Origin of the sequence: Sphingobium sp. R-21 (assembly GCF_049913335.1) — a bacterium.
In the GTDB taxonomy this organism is placed as follows: Bacteria; Pseudomonadota; Alphaproteobacteria; order Sphingomonadales; family Sphingomonadaceae; genus Sphingobium.
On the sequence record NZ_CP184375.1, the window covers coordinates 1,334,785 to 1,349,632 of the forward strand.

At 63.2% G+C, this 14,848-nt stretch carries 15 protein-coding genes; 9 read left to right on the forward strand and 6 right to left on the reverse strand.

The features are described from left to right. Positions 1 to 5: 5 nt before the first annotated feature. The 6 genes from ACN9MX_RS20575 (at position 6) to ACN9MX_RS20600 (ending at position 6,383) form a co-directional block, all read left to right on the forward strand. A complete protein-coding gene (locus ACN9MX_RS20575; RefSeq protein WP_133651245.1) occupies positions 6 to 1,139 on the forward strand; it encodes a serine hydrolase domain-containing protein in 1,134 nt (377 codons plus the stop codon). Next, positions 1,139 to 2,734 carry a GMC family oxidoreductase gene (locus ACN9MX_RS20580; RefSeq protein ID WP_363828739.1) on the forward strand — a complete coding sequence of 532 codons (1,596 nt, stop codon included), beginning with the start codon at positions 1,139 to 1,141 and terminating at the stop codon, positions 2,732 to 2,734. The genes ACN9MX_RS20575 and ACN9MX_RS20580 overlap by 1 nt, the downstream gene beginning before the upstream one ends. A 73-nt stretch (positions 2,735 to 2,807) precedes the next feature. Further along, on the forward strand, positions 2,808 to 3,392 hold the full coding sequence (locus ACN9MX_RS20585) for a TetR/AcrR family transcriptional regulator (RefSeq protein WP_363828742.1): 585 nt from the start codon (positions 2,808 to 2,810) through the stop codon (positions 3,390 to 3,392). 54 nt (positions 3,393 to 3,446) lie between these two features. Next, on the forward strand, positions 3,447 to 4,688 hold the full coding sequence (locus tag ACN9MX_RS20590) for a cytochrome P450 (RefSeq protein ID WP_363828745.1): 1,242 nt from the start codon (positions 3,447 to 3,449) through the stop codon (positions 4,686 to 4,688). Between the two features lie 22 nt (positions 4,689 to 4,710). Beyond that, entirely contained in the window at positions 4,711 to 5,028 is a 318-nt protein-coding gene (locus ACN9MX_RS20595; protein WP_363828748.1) for a 2Fe-2S iron-sulfur cluster-binding protein, read from the forward strand. A gap of 140 nt (positions 5,029 to 5,168) precedes the next feature. Then, a complete protein-coding gene (locus ACN9MX_RS20600) occupies positions 5,169 to 6,383 on the forward strand; it encodes a cytochrome P450 (protein WP_363829438.1) in 1,215 nt (404 codons plus the stop codon). 145 nt (positions 6,384 to 6,528) lie between these two features. Here ACN9MX_RS20600 and ACN9MX_RS20605 read toward each other — a convergent pair whose 3' ends face one another. The 3 genes from ACN9MX_RS20605 to ACN9MX_RS20615 all read right to left on the reverse strand — a co-directional run bounded on the left by ACN9MX_RS20605 (position 6,529) and on the right by ACN9MX_RS20615 (position 9,079). Next, positions 6,529 to 7,503: an SDR family NAD(P)-dependent oxidoreductase gene (locus ACN9MX_RS20605; protein WP_363828751.1), complete on the reverse strand. Its 975-nt coding sequence runs from the start codon at positions 7,501 to 7,503 to the stop codon at positions 6,529 to 6,531. Positions 7,504 to 7,658: 155 nt separating this feature from the next. Further along, positions 7,659 to 8,453, reverse strand: a complete 795-nt coding sequence (locus ACN9MX_RS20610) for an SDR family NAD(P)-dependent oxidoreductase (RefSeq protein ID WP_363828754.1) — start codon at positions 8,451 to 8,453, stop codon at positions 7,659 to 7,661. Positions 8,454 to 8,464: 11 nt separating this feature from the next. Then, the gene (locus tag ACN9MX_RS20615; protein WP_363828757.1) at positions 8,465 to 9,079 is read right to left on the reverse strand and encodes an EthD family reductase; all 615 of its coding nucleotides are present in this window, start codon (positions 9,077 to 9,079) and stop codon (positions 8,465 to 8,467) included. A gap of 84 nt (positions 9,080 to 9,163) precedes the next feature. On the opposite strand from ACN9MX_RS20615, the gene ACN9MX_RS20620 reads away from it, so the two are divergent. Together ACN9MX_RS20620 and ACN9MX_RS20625 are read left to right on the forward strand one after the other, a co-directional pair. Continuing rightward, complete coding sequence (locus tag ACN9MX_RS20620) at positions 9,164 to 9,793, forward strand: TetR/AcrR family transcriptional regulator (RefSeq protein ID WP_363828760.1); 630 nt, start codon at positions 9,164 to 9,166, stop codon at positions 9,791 to 9,793. A gap of 205 nt (positions 9,794 to 9,998) precedes the next feature. After that, positions 9,999 to 10,790 carry an SDR family oxidoreductase gene (locus ACN9MX_RS20625; RefSeq protein WP_363828763.1) on the forward strand — a complete coding sequence of 264 codons (792 nt, stop codon included), beginning with the start codon at positions 9,999 to 10,001 and terminating at the stop codon, positions 10,788 to 10,790. A gap of 32 nt (positions 10,791 to 10,822) precedes the next feature. Here the strand turns inward: ACN9MX_RS20625 and ACN9MX_RS20630 are convergent, their stop codons facing one another. Both ACN9MX_RS20630 and ACN9MX_RS20635 read right to left on the reverse strand, forming a co-directional pair. Next, positions 10,823 to 11,725, reverse strand: coding sequence for an NADP-dependent oxidoreductase (locus ACN9MX_RS20630; protein WP_363828765.1), 903 nt, complete (start codon positions 11,723 to 11,725; stop codon positions 10,823 to 10,825). A gap of 12 nt (positions 11,726 to 11,737) precedes the next feature. Then, the gene (locus tag ACN9MX_RS20635) at positions 11,738 to 12,493 is read right to left on the reverse strand and encodes a tyrosine-protein phosphatase (protein WP_363828767.1); all 756 of its coding nucleotides are present in this window, start codon (positions 12,491 to 12,493) and stop codon (positions 11,738 to 11,740) included. A gap of 139 nt (positions 12,494 to 12,632) precedes the next feature. Here ACN9MX_RS20635 and ACN9MX_RS20640 point away from each other — a divergent pair, with 139 nt between their 5' ends. Beyond that, positions 12,633 to 13,571, forward strand: coding sequence for an SDR family NAD(P)-dependent oxidoreductase (locus ACN9MX_RS20640; RefSeq protein ID WP_363828770.1), 939 nt, complete (start codon positions 12,633 to 12,635; stop codon positions 13,569 to 13,571). Positions 13,572 to 13,663: 92 nt separating this feature from the next. Here the strand turns inward: ACN9MX_RS20640 and ACN9MX_RS20645 are convergent, their stop codons facing one another. Continuing rightward, positions 13,664 to 14,746 carry a phosphotransferase family protein gene (locus ACN9MX_RS20645; RefSeq protein WP_363828772.1) on the reverse strand — a complete coding sequence of 361 codons (1,083 nt, stop codon included), beginning with the start codon at positions 14,744 to 14,746 and terminating at the stop codon, positions 13,664 to 13,666. Positions 14,747 to 14,848 lie beyond the last annotated feature (102 nt).

Consider the following 14,848-nt stretch of genomic DNA (forward strand, 5'->3'; position numbering starts at 1 on the left):
GAAGGATGACGAAGGTCAACGACGCGGTTCAGGACACGCTCGACCGGCTTGTCGCGGAAGGCAAGGAAATCGGGATTCAGGTCAGCGCGTGGCTGGGCGAGGAACAGATTGTCGATTGCTGGTCGGGCCTCGCCGATGCCGCCACCGGCCGGCCCGTCGACGGCGACACGCTGTTCAACGTCTATTCCGTGTCCAAGGCGGTGAGCGCCACCGCCCTGCATATCCAGGTCGAACGCGGCCTGGTCGACTATGACGCGCCCGTCGCGACCTATTGGCCGGAATTCGCGCAGGCCGGAAAGGGCGACGTCACCATTCGCCACGTCCTTTCCCATGTTTCAGGCGTGCTGCGCATGCCGCCGGACGTGACGCCCGAGCTGATGACCAATTGGGACTGGATGTGCCGCCGCATCGCGGAGATGGAAGGTGTCTATCCTGCCGGTAGCCGTTCTTCCTACCAGTCGATGACCTTTGGCTGGATGGTAGGCGAAGTGGTGCGCCGGACCGATCCCAAACGCCGCCCTTTCGGTCAGTTCATCAAGGAAGAGATAGCGGACCCGTTGGGCGCCGCCGATCTTTGGATGGGCATTGCCGATGCCGTCGAACCGCGCATCGCGAAGCTGGATGCCGCCGCCGTCTATGTCGCGCCCGACAATAATATGATGCGGGAGGCGCAACCGCTGATCGTCGACCTGATGCCCGATCCCTTCGAACGCCCCTATGTGCGCCGCGCCTGCATTCCGGCTGTGGGCGGCATTTTCAGTGCGCGGAGCAACGCCCGTTTCTGGGCGATGTTGGCCAATGGCGGGCAATTCAACGGCGTCCGCCTCCTGTCCGAGGAGCGCGTCGCCAGTTTCGCCGCGCCACGCCCGCATTTCGAGGATGCGGACCCCGTCTTCTTCGGCATGGTCGTTCCCATCGCCTGGTCCGGATTCTGGTTGGGCGGCGCGGAAAACCCGCCCGTCTCGGCCCCTCGGAACATGCGGGCGCTCTGCCATCCGGGCATGGGCGGCAATATCGGCTGGGCCGACCCCGACCTGAAGCTGGCGGTCGGCATCTGCCACAATCGGATGTTCGACACGATCAATATCGCGGAAGACAGCCGCACCATCATTGGTGATGTCATCCGGGCAGCGCTGTGATGACACACGACTATATTATCGTGGGCGGTGGCTCCGCCGGCTGCGTGCTGGCCGACCGTCTGTCGGAAAATCCGGCGAACAGCGTGCTGCTGCTGGAAGCGGGACCCGAGGATCGAAACCCCTTCATCCACATGCCCAGGGGCGCCGCGAAGCTCTACACCGACCCTAGGCATGTCTGGTATTTCCAGACCGAAGGACATGACAGCGTTCCGGCCGAAACCTGGATACGCGGCAAGATGCTGGGCGGCTCCTCTTCCGTCAACGGCATGATGTATTTTCGCGGCCAGCCCGAAGATTATGACGGGTGGGAGACGCTGGGCGCAAAAGGTTGGGGATGGGACAGGATCGGCGCCGCCTTCCGGGCAATGGAGGGGCATGAACTGGGCAGCGACGGGGTGCGTGGCGGCGAAGGGCCGTTGAAAATCTCGGTCGAACCCATGCGCGATCCCTTGACCGAAGCCTTTATCGCGGCGGGCGAGCAGATGGGCGTACCGCGGGTCGCCGATCTCAACCGTTCGGGCCGCGCTGGCGTGGGGTACACCCCGCGCACCATCTGGAAGGGAAAACGACAGAGCTCCGCCCAGACTTTCCTCAAGCGAGCCCGCGGCAGGGCGAATCTGCACATCGTCACGGGCGCGGTGGTGGACAAGATCCTCTTCACGGGGCAGCGCGCGACCGGCGTCCGCGCCAATGTGAACGGGGTTGTTCAGGACTTCGCCAGCGGGCGTGAGGTCATCGTCAGCGCTGGCGCGCTGATGTCGCCGCAAATCCTTCAGCGGTCAGGCGTCGGCGCCGCGGAGCTTTTGCGCGGACTCGGCATCCCGGTTGTTGCCGATAGTCCCGGGGTCGGCAAACATATGCTGGAGCATCGGCTGCTTTCGATGGTCTATGACCTTGCCGTTCCGCACAGCCACAACAAGGACCTGGCCGGCCTGAAACTCGTCGGCAATGTGCTGCGCTATTATCTCACGCGCTCCGGGCCGATGGCGGCGGGCTATGGCAATGTCGGGGCCTTCGCGACCGTGCTGCCGGAATCGGCAACCCCCGATATAGAAATATTGCTGTCGCCTGCTGTCGCTGCGCCCGACGCCAAGGGGAATATGGTCGCGGATACGGCGCACAGCGTCACCCTGTTCGGCTATCCCCTGCGCTCGCGGAGCGAGGGGTCGGTCAGCATCACAGCGGCCGACCTGACGGCTCCGGCGAAGATCCGGGCGGGATATCTGACCGATCCTTATGATTGCGCCGTCACGGTCGCGATGCATCGCTATCTGCGCGACTGGATGTCCCGTCCCGCCATTGCTCCGATGATCGCGGGCGAACGCGAGCCGACCCGTTCGCTTCAGACCGACGATGAAATCCTCTCCGCCTTCCGTCAGATCGGACAGGCCGGCTATCATGCCTGCGGAACCTGCCGCATGGGCGATTTCCACGATGCGGTGCTGGACGAAAAACTGCGCGTCAAGGGCGTGGACGGCTTGCGCGTCATGGACGGATCGATCATGCCCACGATGGTTTCGGCCAATACCAACGGCCCGATCATGGCGGCGGCATGGAACGCGGCCGACATTATCCTGGAGGGACGCAATCGCTAAAATCCTGACAGACGAAGCTGCCTCCTCCGAGGATGGGGGGCGGGTACGCCGGCGGCGGCGCACGCGCGAGGACGTGGTCCAGCGCATCTGCGATGCCGCGCGGCAATTATTCGCCGAACGCGGCTATGGCGGCACCGCAACACGCGAAATCGCCCGCCTGGCAGACGTCAGCGAGACGTTGCTGTTCCGCTATTATGGCGACAAGGCCGGACTGTTCAATGAAGTGGTCATCGCGCCGTTCCACGCGCTGATGGCGGATTTCGTCGAACTGCATCCCGATCCCACCGCCCCCTATCCCAAACAGGCGGAAACGCGCCGTTTCACTCGGCAGGTCTATGAGCTGTTCGAGGGGAACGAGGCAATGTTCCGCGCGCTGCTCGCAGGAACGCCAGCCAGTGGCGAGGATGCACCGCCGGGGTTGCGCGGGCTTGCACCCTTCTTCGAACAGTCGGTCGATCAGGTCAGGCAGCGCTATGCCCTGGCCGGGATCGATCCGCCCTTCGACCTCAGCATCGGCGTTCGGCTGGGCTTCGGCATGATCGCCGCCAGCGTGATCTTGCGAGACGCCCTGTTTCCCGACCCTCCCGGACGCGGGGCCGTGCTGGACGTGCTGGAGCAGCTGATCGCGCAGTCCTTGGTAGGACCACCACTTGATTGACAGCGCATGCGGGTCAAATTATGTAGCATATACTACATAGGAGAGATTCCAATCATGGAAGCCGCCGTCAGAATCCAGGAATATGACGATCCGAGCTACGATCCGTTCAGTGCGGACGACATCAATTTCGGAGATATGCTCGATCCCTACCCGCAGATCGCGCAATGGCGCGCACAGGCGCCGGTGCTGGAGGGCGATTACCGCCCTAAAATGGGTCTGCAGTCCGCCACCTATCCCGATCGCAAGATGTTCACCATTGTCGGTTCCGACGAGATATTGACCGTTCTCACCGACACGGATCGCTTCTCCAACCATGGCTACAGGTTCAACATCGGCGAAACCTTCGGCCAGGGCAGCATCAGCGTCATGGATAATCCCGAACATGGCCGCTGGCGTAAAATCTTCCAGAAGATCTTTCTGCCTCAATATGTGAAATTATGGGGCGAAACCATCGTGGATCCCGTCGTCCACAATTTGATGGACAAGTTCGTGGGCATGGGCCGCGCCGATCTGGTCGAACAATTCACCCTGCTCTATCCTTTCGAGGTGATCTACCGGCAACTGGATCTGCCGGCGTCCGACGTCCGGACCTTCCAGCGCCTGGCGATCGGCCAGACCGATTACATGCACATCGACAAGGCGCAGGAGGCGTCGCGCAAGCTGGGGGAATATTTCACCGCGCTGGTTGAGGAGCGGCGGCGCAATCCCGGTGAGGATCTCGTCAGTCTGCTCGCCAATACCGAAGTGGATGGCGATTATCTGCCGCCTCTGGTGCTGATTTCCTTCCTGCGGCAGCTGATGAACGCGGCGGGCGACACGACCTATCGCGGCACCAGCGTGCTGCTGACCGCGCTGCTGGAACATCCCGACCAGCTCGACGCTATCCGGACGGATCGCAAACTCATTCCTTTCGCGATCGAGGAAGCGCTGCGCTGGGACGGTCCAGTGGCTGTTCAGCTCCGCATGGCGAAGCAGGACGTCGTTCTGGGCGGCATGGAAATCCCGGCCGGGTCGTTGCTCGACGTGGTGGCTGGCGCGGCCAATCGCGACCCTGCGATATTCCCCGACCCGGACAGGTTCGACATATTCCGCGAACGCAAGGCGCATTTTTCCTTTTCCCGCGGGCCGCATATATGCGTGGGACAGCATCTTGCGCGCGTGGAGATGACCCGCGCGCTCCATGCGGTGCTCGACAATCTGCCCAATCTGCGCTTCGATCCCGACAAGCCGCGACCGGAAATACGCGGCACCATGATGCGTGTGCCCAGGCATCTCCATGTCCGCTTCGGCGACTGAACTTCGTCCCAAAGGAATTATCATGCCAAATCTGATCGTAACGACGCGCGATGGCACGGAACGGGAAATTGCCGCCGCTGCGGGGCTTTCCCTGATGGAGGCGATCCGGGACGCCGGCGTCGATGAAATGTTGGCGCTGTGCGGCGGCTGCTGTTCCTGCGCCACCTGCCATGTGAAGGTCGATCCCGCCTTTACCGGCCTTCTGCCGCCCATCAGCGAGGATGAGAGCGACCTCCTCGATAGTTCAGACCATCGCGATGAATATTCGCGGTTGTCATGCCAGATCCCGCTCACGAGCGAACTGGACGGCCTGCGCGTTGCGATAGCGCCGGAGGATTGAAGGGCAGCGGACGTTAATGGACGGCGAACTCCATCGCATGTGTGAAATCCTTATCTGCCTACGGGCATGTCCTTGCTCCGCTCGTCCGCAGGGTCGAAACAGTTTCAGAGAGGACGACTATGAGCGCTGACGTGACAATCATGCCCGAAATCGAGCTGGCTCCGCGCCCGGACCATGTGCCGCCCGAATTGGTACGCGATTTCAACATCTACGACGTCCCTGGTTCGGCCGAGGACGTTCAAGCCGCATATGCAGCGGTGCAGCAGGCCAACCCCGATATTTTCTGGACGCCCTATAATGGCGGTCACTGGGTTGCGACGCGGGGTGACGACATCGTCGCGATGCAGCGCGACTATCATCATTTTTCGCACAAGCATATCGTCCTGCCTCCCATGCCGGAGGGTACGCCGCGTCAGATTCCGTTGGAGATGGACCCACCGGAACACGCCCGATACCGCCGCCCCCTGATGCAGTCATTGATGCCGGCAGTTGTTTCAGAACTGGAAAGCACGGTGCGCGACGTGGCAGTGCAGGCGATAGAGCGCGTCCTGCCGCAGGGCGAATGCGAATTTATCGAGGATTTCGCCAAGGTTTTGCCAATCCACGTGTTCCTGGAACTGGTCGAGCTGCCATTATCCGACAAACATCAGCTTTTGCCGATTGCGGAACGTTCGGTGCGCGGCCACACGGCCGAGATAAGGCTGCAGGCGCAGCAGGAAATGGGCGGATATCTGCTGGACAAGATTCGTGCCCGCCGCGACAATCCGGGCGAGGATCTGCTGAGCAAGCTGGTCAATGTCAATGTTGGCGATGGGCGGATTTCGGAGGATGAGGCCGTCAGCTATGCGACATTGGTATTGTTCGGCGGGCTCGACACTGTGGCAGGCATGATCGGATTCATTGCGCGTTTCCTTGCGATGAATCCGGGACACCGAAAGCAATTGGTTCAGAGGCTGGGTGATGAGGATTTCGTCAAGCATGCCATAGAAGAGATGATTCGCCGGCATGGCCTTGCCAATACATGCCGCGTGATCGCCGAGAATTTTGACTATAAGGGTGTGCAGTTCCACGCCGGTGATCGAATATTGCCTGGCAATCTTTGGGTGGGCCTGGACGACCGCATCAACGAAAATCCGCTGGTCGTTGATTTCAACCGGGAAAAACCGGTTCATGCGGCGTTCGGAAATGGCGCCCACGCCTGCCCCGGCGCGGTGCTGGCGCGGCGGGAAATCCGCATCTTCCTCCAGGAATGGTTGAGCCGCGTCCCGGACTTCCGGATCAAGCCGGGAACGAAGCCCGTGCTGGCAACGGGTTTGGTGAACGGCGTGCTGCGCCTGGATCTGTGCTGGCCCTGAGCTGCCCCGCCATCCACTGCTCACATGCTGGTTGGCGAATGGCGCAAAATGCCCTGATGACAAGAGACGCGCGCTCGTCGCGCGCGTCCCCTCCAACAGTTGAACAAGGCGAATGACGCGCCCTGCGGGGCGCGTCAAAACCGGGTCAGATCAGGCCCTGGCGACGCGCCGCCTTGGCGACGGCGGTGAATTCGTCATAGACGGTCAACGGTTCATGAGCGATCGCGCCGTCCGTGATGCTGTCCCAATGCGCTGCAATATCTTCAACGCTGGGGGGGGTGGTTCCCATCGGCGCGACCCAGCCGTCAGCAGCGCAGATGCGGACCTTTGCGTACCGACCGCTGTTCTGCGAATAGATGCCGTGGGTAGAGGTGCATTTTTCGCTGACGAGATACACGGCAAGAGGCGTATTGAACGGCACTTCGATGCGGCCTTGGCTGACGGCATAGTCAGCGCCCTTAACCGCATCGGCAAAGGCAGGTATTTCCATGAAACCGGCATCCATTTCCGCTGCCAGTCGGGATTGGGCGGTAGGCAACAGGAGGTTCGACGTGATGCCATAGGCCGAACCCTCTATCGCGACGATATGGCTGAGGCCCATCAGGCCACCCTTGGCCGCGGCGTAGTTGGCCTGCCAGGCATGGCCGAACATCGCCGAGGCGGAACCGGTGAAAAGGAAGCGTCCATAGCCGTTCTGGCGCATCGCGCGATAGGCGGGCTGGGCCACATAGATGGCGCCCTTCAGATGCACGTCGATGATGGCGTCGATCTGCTCGTCGGTCAGATCCTCGAAACGGCCATTGCGCAGGAACCCGGCATTGTTGATGCAGATGTCGACCTTGCCGAACGCGTCCAGAGCGGCCTGGACAATGGCCGCTCCCCCCTGGCGGGTCGATACGCTGTCATAATTGGCGACGGCTTCCCCGCCCTGGTCGCGGATTTCCTGAACGACCAGGTCCGCGGCATTATGCGATTGCCCCTGCCCCGACCCGCTGCCTCCCAGATCGTTGATGACGACCTTCGCACCGCGCCGGGCAAGTTCCAGCGCATAATCCTTGCCCAGGCCATTGCCTGCGCCGGTGATGATCGCCACGCGGCCGTCGAAACGCAAATCGGTCATGCTCATCCTCTTCCTCAGCTCTCATTCGCCCCGCACTCGTTCCGCGCAAACGGGCCATCCCTCCATGGCGGCAGCGGGTTCGATCCTATCCATTCGCCCGAAGGGCGCCAGCGCGAGGACGAAAGATCGGCTATTCGATGAAATGACAGCCAGGCTCAATTCACGCTCTGCACTTGCCCGCCGTCCATCCGCACATTGGCTCCGGTCATATAACCCGCGTTCGGGCTGGCGATCATGCAGACCACATGCGCGATTTCCTCCACCCGGCCGATGCGGCCGACGGGTATGGGCGTCAACTCGCGCGCGGCGCGGGCTTCCGCTTCCTCCAGCGATATGTCGCCCCAGCCCATGTTGCGCTTGAGATTGCCGAGCCAGGCCTCAACCGCCGGAGTGAGGATCATGCCGGGGCTGATGCTGTTCGCCGTGACGCCGCAAGGGCCCAGCGATTTCGCCAGGCTGACCGTCATGTTCAGCATGGCTGCCTTTGCCGCGCCATAGTCTGGGCCAAGCGCTATGGGCTGCGTGGCTGCCGCGCTGGCGACGTTGATGATGCGGCCCCATCCCCTCGCCTCCATCCCCGGCAGAAGGCGACGGATCATGCGGGCCGCGGCAATGGCGTTGAGCTGGTAGGTACCCTCCCAGCCTGCCTCATCCACCTCCGTCCAATGCATGGCCGATGTCCCCACGGCACCCCCCGCATTATTGACCAGAATGTCGATCTCCCCCGCGGTCTCGACAACCGCGTCCGCACCCGCATTGGTGGAGAGATCACCGACAGCCACCCGGGTGTCACCGCCAATGGAATCCGCTACCGACTGCGCCTTTCCGGCATCGCGGCCATGCACCACGACGGTGCAGCCTTCCGCCGACAGCATGCGCGCTATCCCCGCGCCGATTCCCGAACTGCTGCCCGTTACCAGCGCGCGCTTCCCTGCCAGTCCAAGGTCCATTCCTGTCTCTCCTATGCTTTAACGACATGCTCGATGGCGAGCATGGTCGCGTAATCGCTGACGAATTCGGCGACATCAGCCCCGATCACGGCAATATCCTCCGGCGTCCTGAACAGGCCGCCGCGCAACGCGGCTTCGCTGGGGAAATGAAGGTGCGCCATGCCGAACCACGGATCGGCCGGCGACAGGCGATCCTGCACATAACGGTTCATGCCGACATGGATCTCGCAGGCGAGCGGAATATGCTCGTCCCAGTGCCGTTCCACCTCCTGCCGCGACAAATCGGCAAGGGCGCGGATGAAGGAAAGCTGCGAAAGGCCCGGCGTGACGCCGACTGCCGGCGCTTCCGTCGCTGCCTTGCCGACGACCTGCGTCGACGAACGCACCTCCACCTGTTCCCAATCCGAACGCAGGCTATCCGCATCGAAGGCGGCGTCGGTCCAAAGTTCGATCACCGCATCATAAACCGGCGGCGAGGGCGGGCCGCCTTCCTCACTTGGGGCATGCTGCCCCACATGAACCACGATCCGTTCGGCCATTCCGGCCCATGGTTGCGCCCCGGCCCATTCGGACGGGGATGCCGCCATGGTCGACCGCGGACCGCGCAAAAGAATGACGCGCTTCATCTTTTCCTCTCCTCAACTGGTCTTGCGCGCACGAATCGCACCGATTAGAAATAAACGGTACAGTTTTATTATTCCGGAGCAAGCGTGCCGCAAAATGCCATCGAGAAGCCACGCCGAGGCAGGCCCACTAATGCGGATGCGCCCCTGCGCGAGGCTGAACTGATCGATGCGGCCGCCCGCGCCTTTCTGCTGCGCGGCTATGCAGGTGCGAGCATGGATCATATCGCCGCCGCCGCCCGTGTCAGCAAGGCGACCATCTATGCCCGGTTCGGCAACAAGGCCGCCTTGTTCGAAGCCGTCGCGCTCCACAGCGTCGCATCCATGCGCAGCGATGTACGGAGTATCGCGACCAAGGGACGGCAGCCCGTCGATGTGCTGACGGATTTTGCCCTGCGCATCACCAGCGAGGTGGCGGATGCGGAACGGATCGCCGTGCTTCGGCTCGCCATCGCGGCAAAGGACAGCTTTCCTGATATCGCCCGGCGGCTGCACGGTCATATCGCCGATACGGTGGCGCCGATTACCGAATATCTCGATACTCTGCGCGATGCCGGATACAGGATCGACGATCCCGCGCGATTGGCGCAGCATTTCATCAACCTTGCCAATGGCGGGCTGCGTTTCCTGTTGACCGACGACTTTGCGGATGCCGCGTTTCGCCGGCAATGGGTGAAGGGCGTGGTCGCCCTGTTCCTGCGGGGGATACAAGCGTGAAGGAGCATCGGCGCATTGGCCGCCAGGGCGGGCATCACGAATATGCTGTCTTGCGGCCGCGTCTCGCCCCCACAATTGCCGATCGCGGCTTTTTATGGAACGCCGGACGACAAAGGAGCGAAGACGGCCCAGGGAACGCAGGCCTTCCCACTGCCGGACAGCGCCGCATGCGCGCCGCGCGATACGAACGATCAAGGAGACGGACATGAAACGCTGGCTGATCACGGGCATTTCAAGCGGTATCGGCGCAGCCCTGGCCAAAGCTGTGCTGGCGCGGGGCGACCATGTGATCGGCGTCGCCCGCAATCGGGACGCGCTGACTGCCTTTGAGAGTTCGGGCGAGGGCCGGACCACTGCTATCATCGCCGACATGGGCGATGCCGCGCAGGTCGCGAGGCTTGCGGAGGAGGCGCTGGCGGCCGGCCCCGTTGACATATTGGTCAACAATGCCGGTCAAAGCCTGTTCGGTGCCGTCGAAGAAGTCGATCTGGAGGGGGCGCGCGGTCTGTTCGAGGTCAATTTCTTCGGACCATGGGCGCTGACCCAGGCGCTGCTACCGCATTTTCGGTCCCGTCGATCGGGCGTTATCATCCAGATATCTTCGGGCTGCGGTCTGATTGGTACGCCGGGCCTTGGCGCTTATTGCGCCAGCAAATTTGCGCTGGAGGGCTTGACCGAAACGCTGGCGCTGGAGGTTGCGGCTTTCGGCATCCGCGCCATGCTGGTAGAACCGGGCGCGATCGCCACCCGTTTCATCAGCCACGGCACCCACGAGGCGCAGGTCCGCCTGGCCGATTATGAAATTCTGTCCGGGCAAGGCAAAGCCGTGCTCGACGGCTATTATGCTCAGGCGGCGAGCCCGCCTGAAGAAGTAGCGGAGGCGATTTTGTCGGCGCTGGAAAGCGACGCGCTGCCTTTGCGCCTGCCCGTGGGCGAGGATATGCGCGGCGCTCTCGCGCAAAAAGCGGCGGCGCTGGCGGCACTGGCAGAGGGGTGATCCCGCGCCGACGACCGGCAGCCGCCGGCTTTTCAGTTCGCCAGAATGATCTTGCCGTTCAATCCGCCCGCCTCCACCAGCCGATGCGCTTCCACCGCCTGATCGAGCGGCAAAATACGGGCGATGGGTACAGCGATCCTGCCTGTCGCAACAGCGGCGGCCAGACGGGCGGCATCCGCCCCTTCGGGCTGCACGGCGAAAAATTCGGGCGCGACGGATAATTCATCGGCAGGGATCGGCGTCGTCGCGGCGGTCAGGATCCGGCCGCCAGCCTTCAGATGTCGGCAAAGCGCGCCGACCGCCGCTCCACCGACCGTGTCTATGACATGATCGAAGGGCGCGCCGGTCCAGTCCTCTTCCCCCAGCGCGATGACGTCGTCAGCGCCCAAAGCGCGGACTTGCTTCACATGGGCCGGACGGACGGCAGCGATCACGTCCGCGCCGCGCTCCTTCGCCGCGAACAGGGCAAAACGGCCGACAGAGCCCAGTGCTCCGGTCAGCAGAACTCTCTGTCCTGCTTGGAGGTTCAAACCCCTCTCGACCATCTGCAGGCCAGTAAGGCCAGCGGTTGGAATTGCAGCGGCAGTGGGCAGGTCGAGTGCATCCGGGACCAGGGCAAGATGGTCAGCGGCGACCGCCACCTGCTCGGCATAGCCGCCCTTCAGAAAGGGATCGAGCATGCCGAAGACGCGGTCGCCGGGTGCAAAGCCCTCTCCGCCCACGACTTCGCCCGCAATGTCGTAACCCAGAACATGAGGAAAGCCGACGGGCGCGAAATCCTTGAACATGCCGCTCCGCCATTTTCCATCCGCCGGATTGACGGCAGCCGCCGCGATGCGCACCAGCACCTGTCCCGGTTGGGGTTGCGGCACCGGCAGATCGGCGGGTTCCAGGACTTCCGGTCCGCCATGACGGTTGATGACGATTGCTTTCACCCTCTCATCTCCTCACTCGGTCAGGGTCGCGATCAGCCGCGCCTGCCTTTCTTCATTCAAGCCCGCCGCCTCGCGCAGATAATGAGCGACAGACCCATGATCCCGACTGATCCGGGCGTGACTTGCGACAAGATAGGCGGGCCGCACCCCGGCCAGCGCGATCAACGCGCTTTCCTGAACCTCCTTGCCCAGCGCCGCTTCCATGATCCGGCGCGTCGCCGCCAGGACAGCCGGATTGGGGCAGTCGCCGCTGCGCAGATAGTCCGCCATGATCGCATCGTCCGGCACGCCGAGCGCGTGCAGCAGCATCGCAACGACAAAGCCGGTGCGGTCCTTGCCCGCCGTGCAATGGACCAGCAGGGGCGTCTCCCCTTGGGCGAGGCGATCGAACAGCAGGGCGAGATGCGGAGCGCATGCGGCCGGCAATGCCTCATAGGTATCGATCATCAGGGCGACGGCGCCCGCTTCCCCCGGATTTTCGCGCATGGCGGCCAGCGGATCGGCATCGGCGCGGAAATCAGCGACGACATCCATCGGCAACACCGTCGCGCTGCTGCTGGGCCAATGGCCGGCCGCATGCGCCCTTTCGGCTTCGCTCCGCAGGTCGCACACGGTCCGGATCCCCAGCGTGGCTAGCCTTTCGGCCTCCTGCGGCGCAAGCGTCGGTATGGCTTCGGAACGATACAGCCGGCCATGACGAACCCGCCTGCCCTCTGCGGCTGGCTGTCCGCCGAGATCGCGGAAATTTGGGGCACATGTAAGGATCATAGAGGCGCTCCCTTGCCGTTGATCTTGTGGCGAAGCCAAGCTTCGTCGGGAAGCGCGCCGGGCGCAATCATCACGTCGGTGATTAGGGTCCGAGGAAGCGAGCGGCTAATCTTTCGGCACATTCAACGGGAGCAGGAATATGGAGAGACTGAAGGGCAAAGTCGCCGTCGTCACTGGTGCGGGCCGCAATATCGGCCGGGCCGAAGCGATGCTGCTGGCGGAGCAGGGCGCGAAGGTGGTGGTGAACGATCTGGGTGGCGGCCCTTACGGCACGGAGAAGGGCGACGCATCGCTCGCCGAGGCCGTGGCGCAGGAGATCCGCGACGCCGGCGGCGACGCGGTGGGCCAATGTTCCAGCGTCGCGACTCGCGAAGGCGGCGAGGCGGCGGTGCAGGCGGCGCTCGATGCCTTCGGCAGGATAGACATTCTCGTCAACAATGCCGGGATCGTCCGCCCGGCCCGGATCGATCGGATGACGGACCAGGACTGGAACCTCTGCATGGACGTCAGCCTGACGTCCAGCTTCTACACCTGCCGGGCCGCGGCGGCCCATATGATCGCGCAGCGGTCCGGCGTGATCGTCAATACCGGCTCGCCGTCGGGCTTCGGCCATTGGGGCATGGCCAATTATTCCGCAGCCAAGGAGGGGCTTCTGGGCTTTACCCGCACCATTGCGCGCGATCTGGGCGAATTCGGCATTCGCGCGAACCTGATCCGGCCGGTGTCGCACCTGACGGGCACACATACGCCCGAAATCGATCAGACCATTGCCGAATCAGCGCGCCTCGGCATTCCGCTGCTGTGGAACAAGCCGATGGCTCAGCCCCGCATGACCGCCCTGCCTGCCCATGTCGCGGCGCTGGTCGTGTGGCTGTGCACCGATGCCGCGGCGCATGTCAGCGGAAGGGACTTCTACATCCAGGGCGATGAAGTGGCGCTGATTCCCGAACCGGAAGCAATCCGCACCAGCATCCATCCCGGCGGTTGGACGCTGGATGCATTCGACGAACAGGCGAACCGCGACTATCTGTTCGGGTCGATCCAGAACCGGTTCGTGAAGTCGCAGGATCCGTCCTGACCTGCAGGAGTTCAGTCCGCAACCGGACTGAACTCCCATGTTCCAGAGCGGGTTCTTGACCAGCGATCGGTCCCGATCGCTTGGACATCGCTCTATAGCGGACCCACTGGCGGGGCGGCATGGTCGACCGCGGCCCAGCCGAAGCGCGGGGCGGTGGCGGCGTTGTTCTCCTCCGCCTGCCATTCGACGGGATTCACCATCCAGTAGAACAGGCCATAGACGATATGGGCGCGGATGGCGCGCCAGGCCTCCTCCTCCGACGGCGGATTGGGGACGCCGTAGCGGCCGAGCGCGGCAAGATAGCCCGCCACCAGATCCCTTTCCCATGCCCGTCGATCCAGGGGGTCCAGCGCGGAGATGTAGAAATAGGTCACATCATGCGCCCAGTGACCCCGACGGGTGGTCTGCCAATCGAGAAAGCCCGGTCGATGTTCGCGGGTGAGATACATATTGCCCAGATGCGCGTCGCCATGAATGACGCAATGCGGCCCCTGGTCGCCGAAGCGCCGCAGTTCCAACAGCGCGGCATGGACCTTCTCCCGATCGCGGCATATCGCCGGAATTCCCAGCGACCGGGGCAGCCCCATATAATGCGCCCATGTCTCCGGCTGGAGCTGGCCACGGCCGAAATCGCCCCACGCTTCGTCCGGCAATGGATCATGACGCATCAGCCAGCCCAGTTCGCCATCATCCTCCAGCGCCGGACTGTCCCACCAGTGGGCGTGCAATGCCGCCATGTCGTCGAGGAAAGACGCCGCCTGATCGCGGGTCAGCGGCTGCTGGACGCGGCAGATATGGGCACCTGCCGGCCTCAGATCCTCCATGACCACCATTCCCTGGTCAGCGTTCGCCGCGGCGTAGAGGATTTTGGGCAATCCAAGCGTCAAGCGCGGCGCCAACTCAGCGAAAAAGCGCGCCTCCGTCTGATAGCAGAATTTCACCAGTTCCCGATGCTCGGCAAGGCCCGCCTTGATGCACAGCGCAGGAGGAAGGCCATGCGCCTTGCCCGCGTCATTATAGGTGGCGGTCACCATCATCTTGGTGCCGGTGCCCCACAGAATTTCGTTGACGTCGAGCTGCTCCACCCGCGTCCCGGGATAGCCCAGCGCCAACGCATCGCTCAGCCATTGCGCGGTGACATCCTCCGCGACGAGCGGCAACCAGGGTTCGTTCATGCAGCCTCCTCCTTATATAGTTTCCCGACCATGTTCGCCCATCCAGCGCCCACGATCGGCCGGTGCATCAGGCGCCAGCGACAGGCGCGCCCGGCGGCAGAC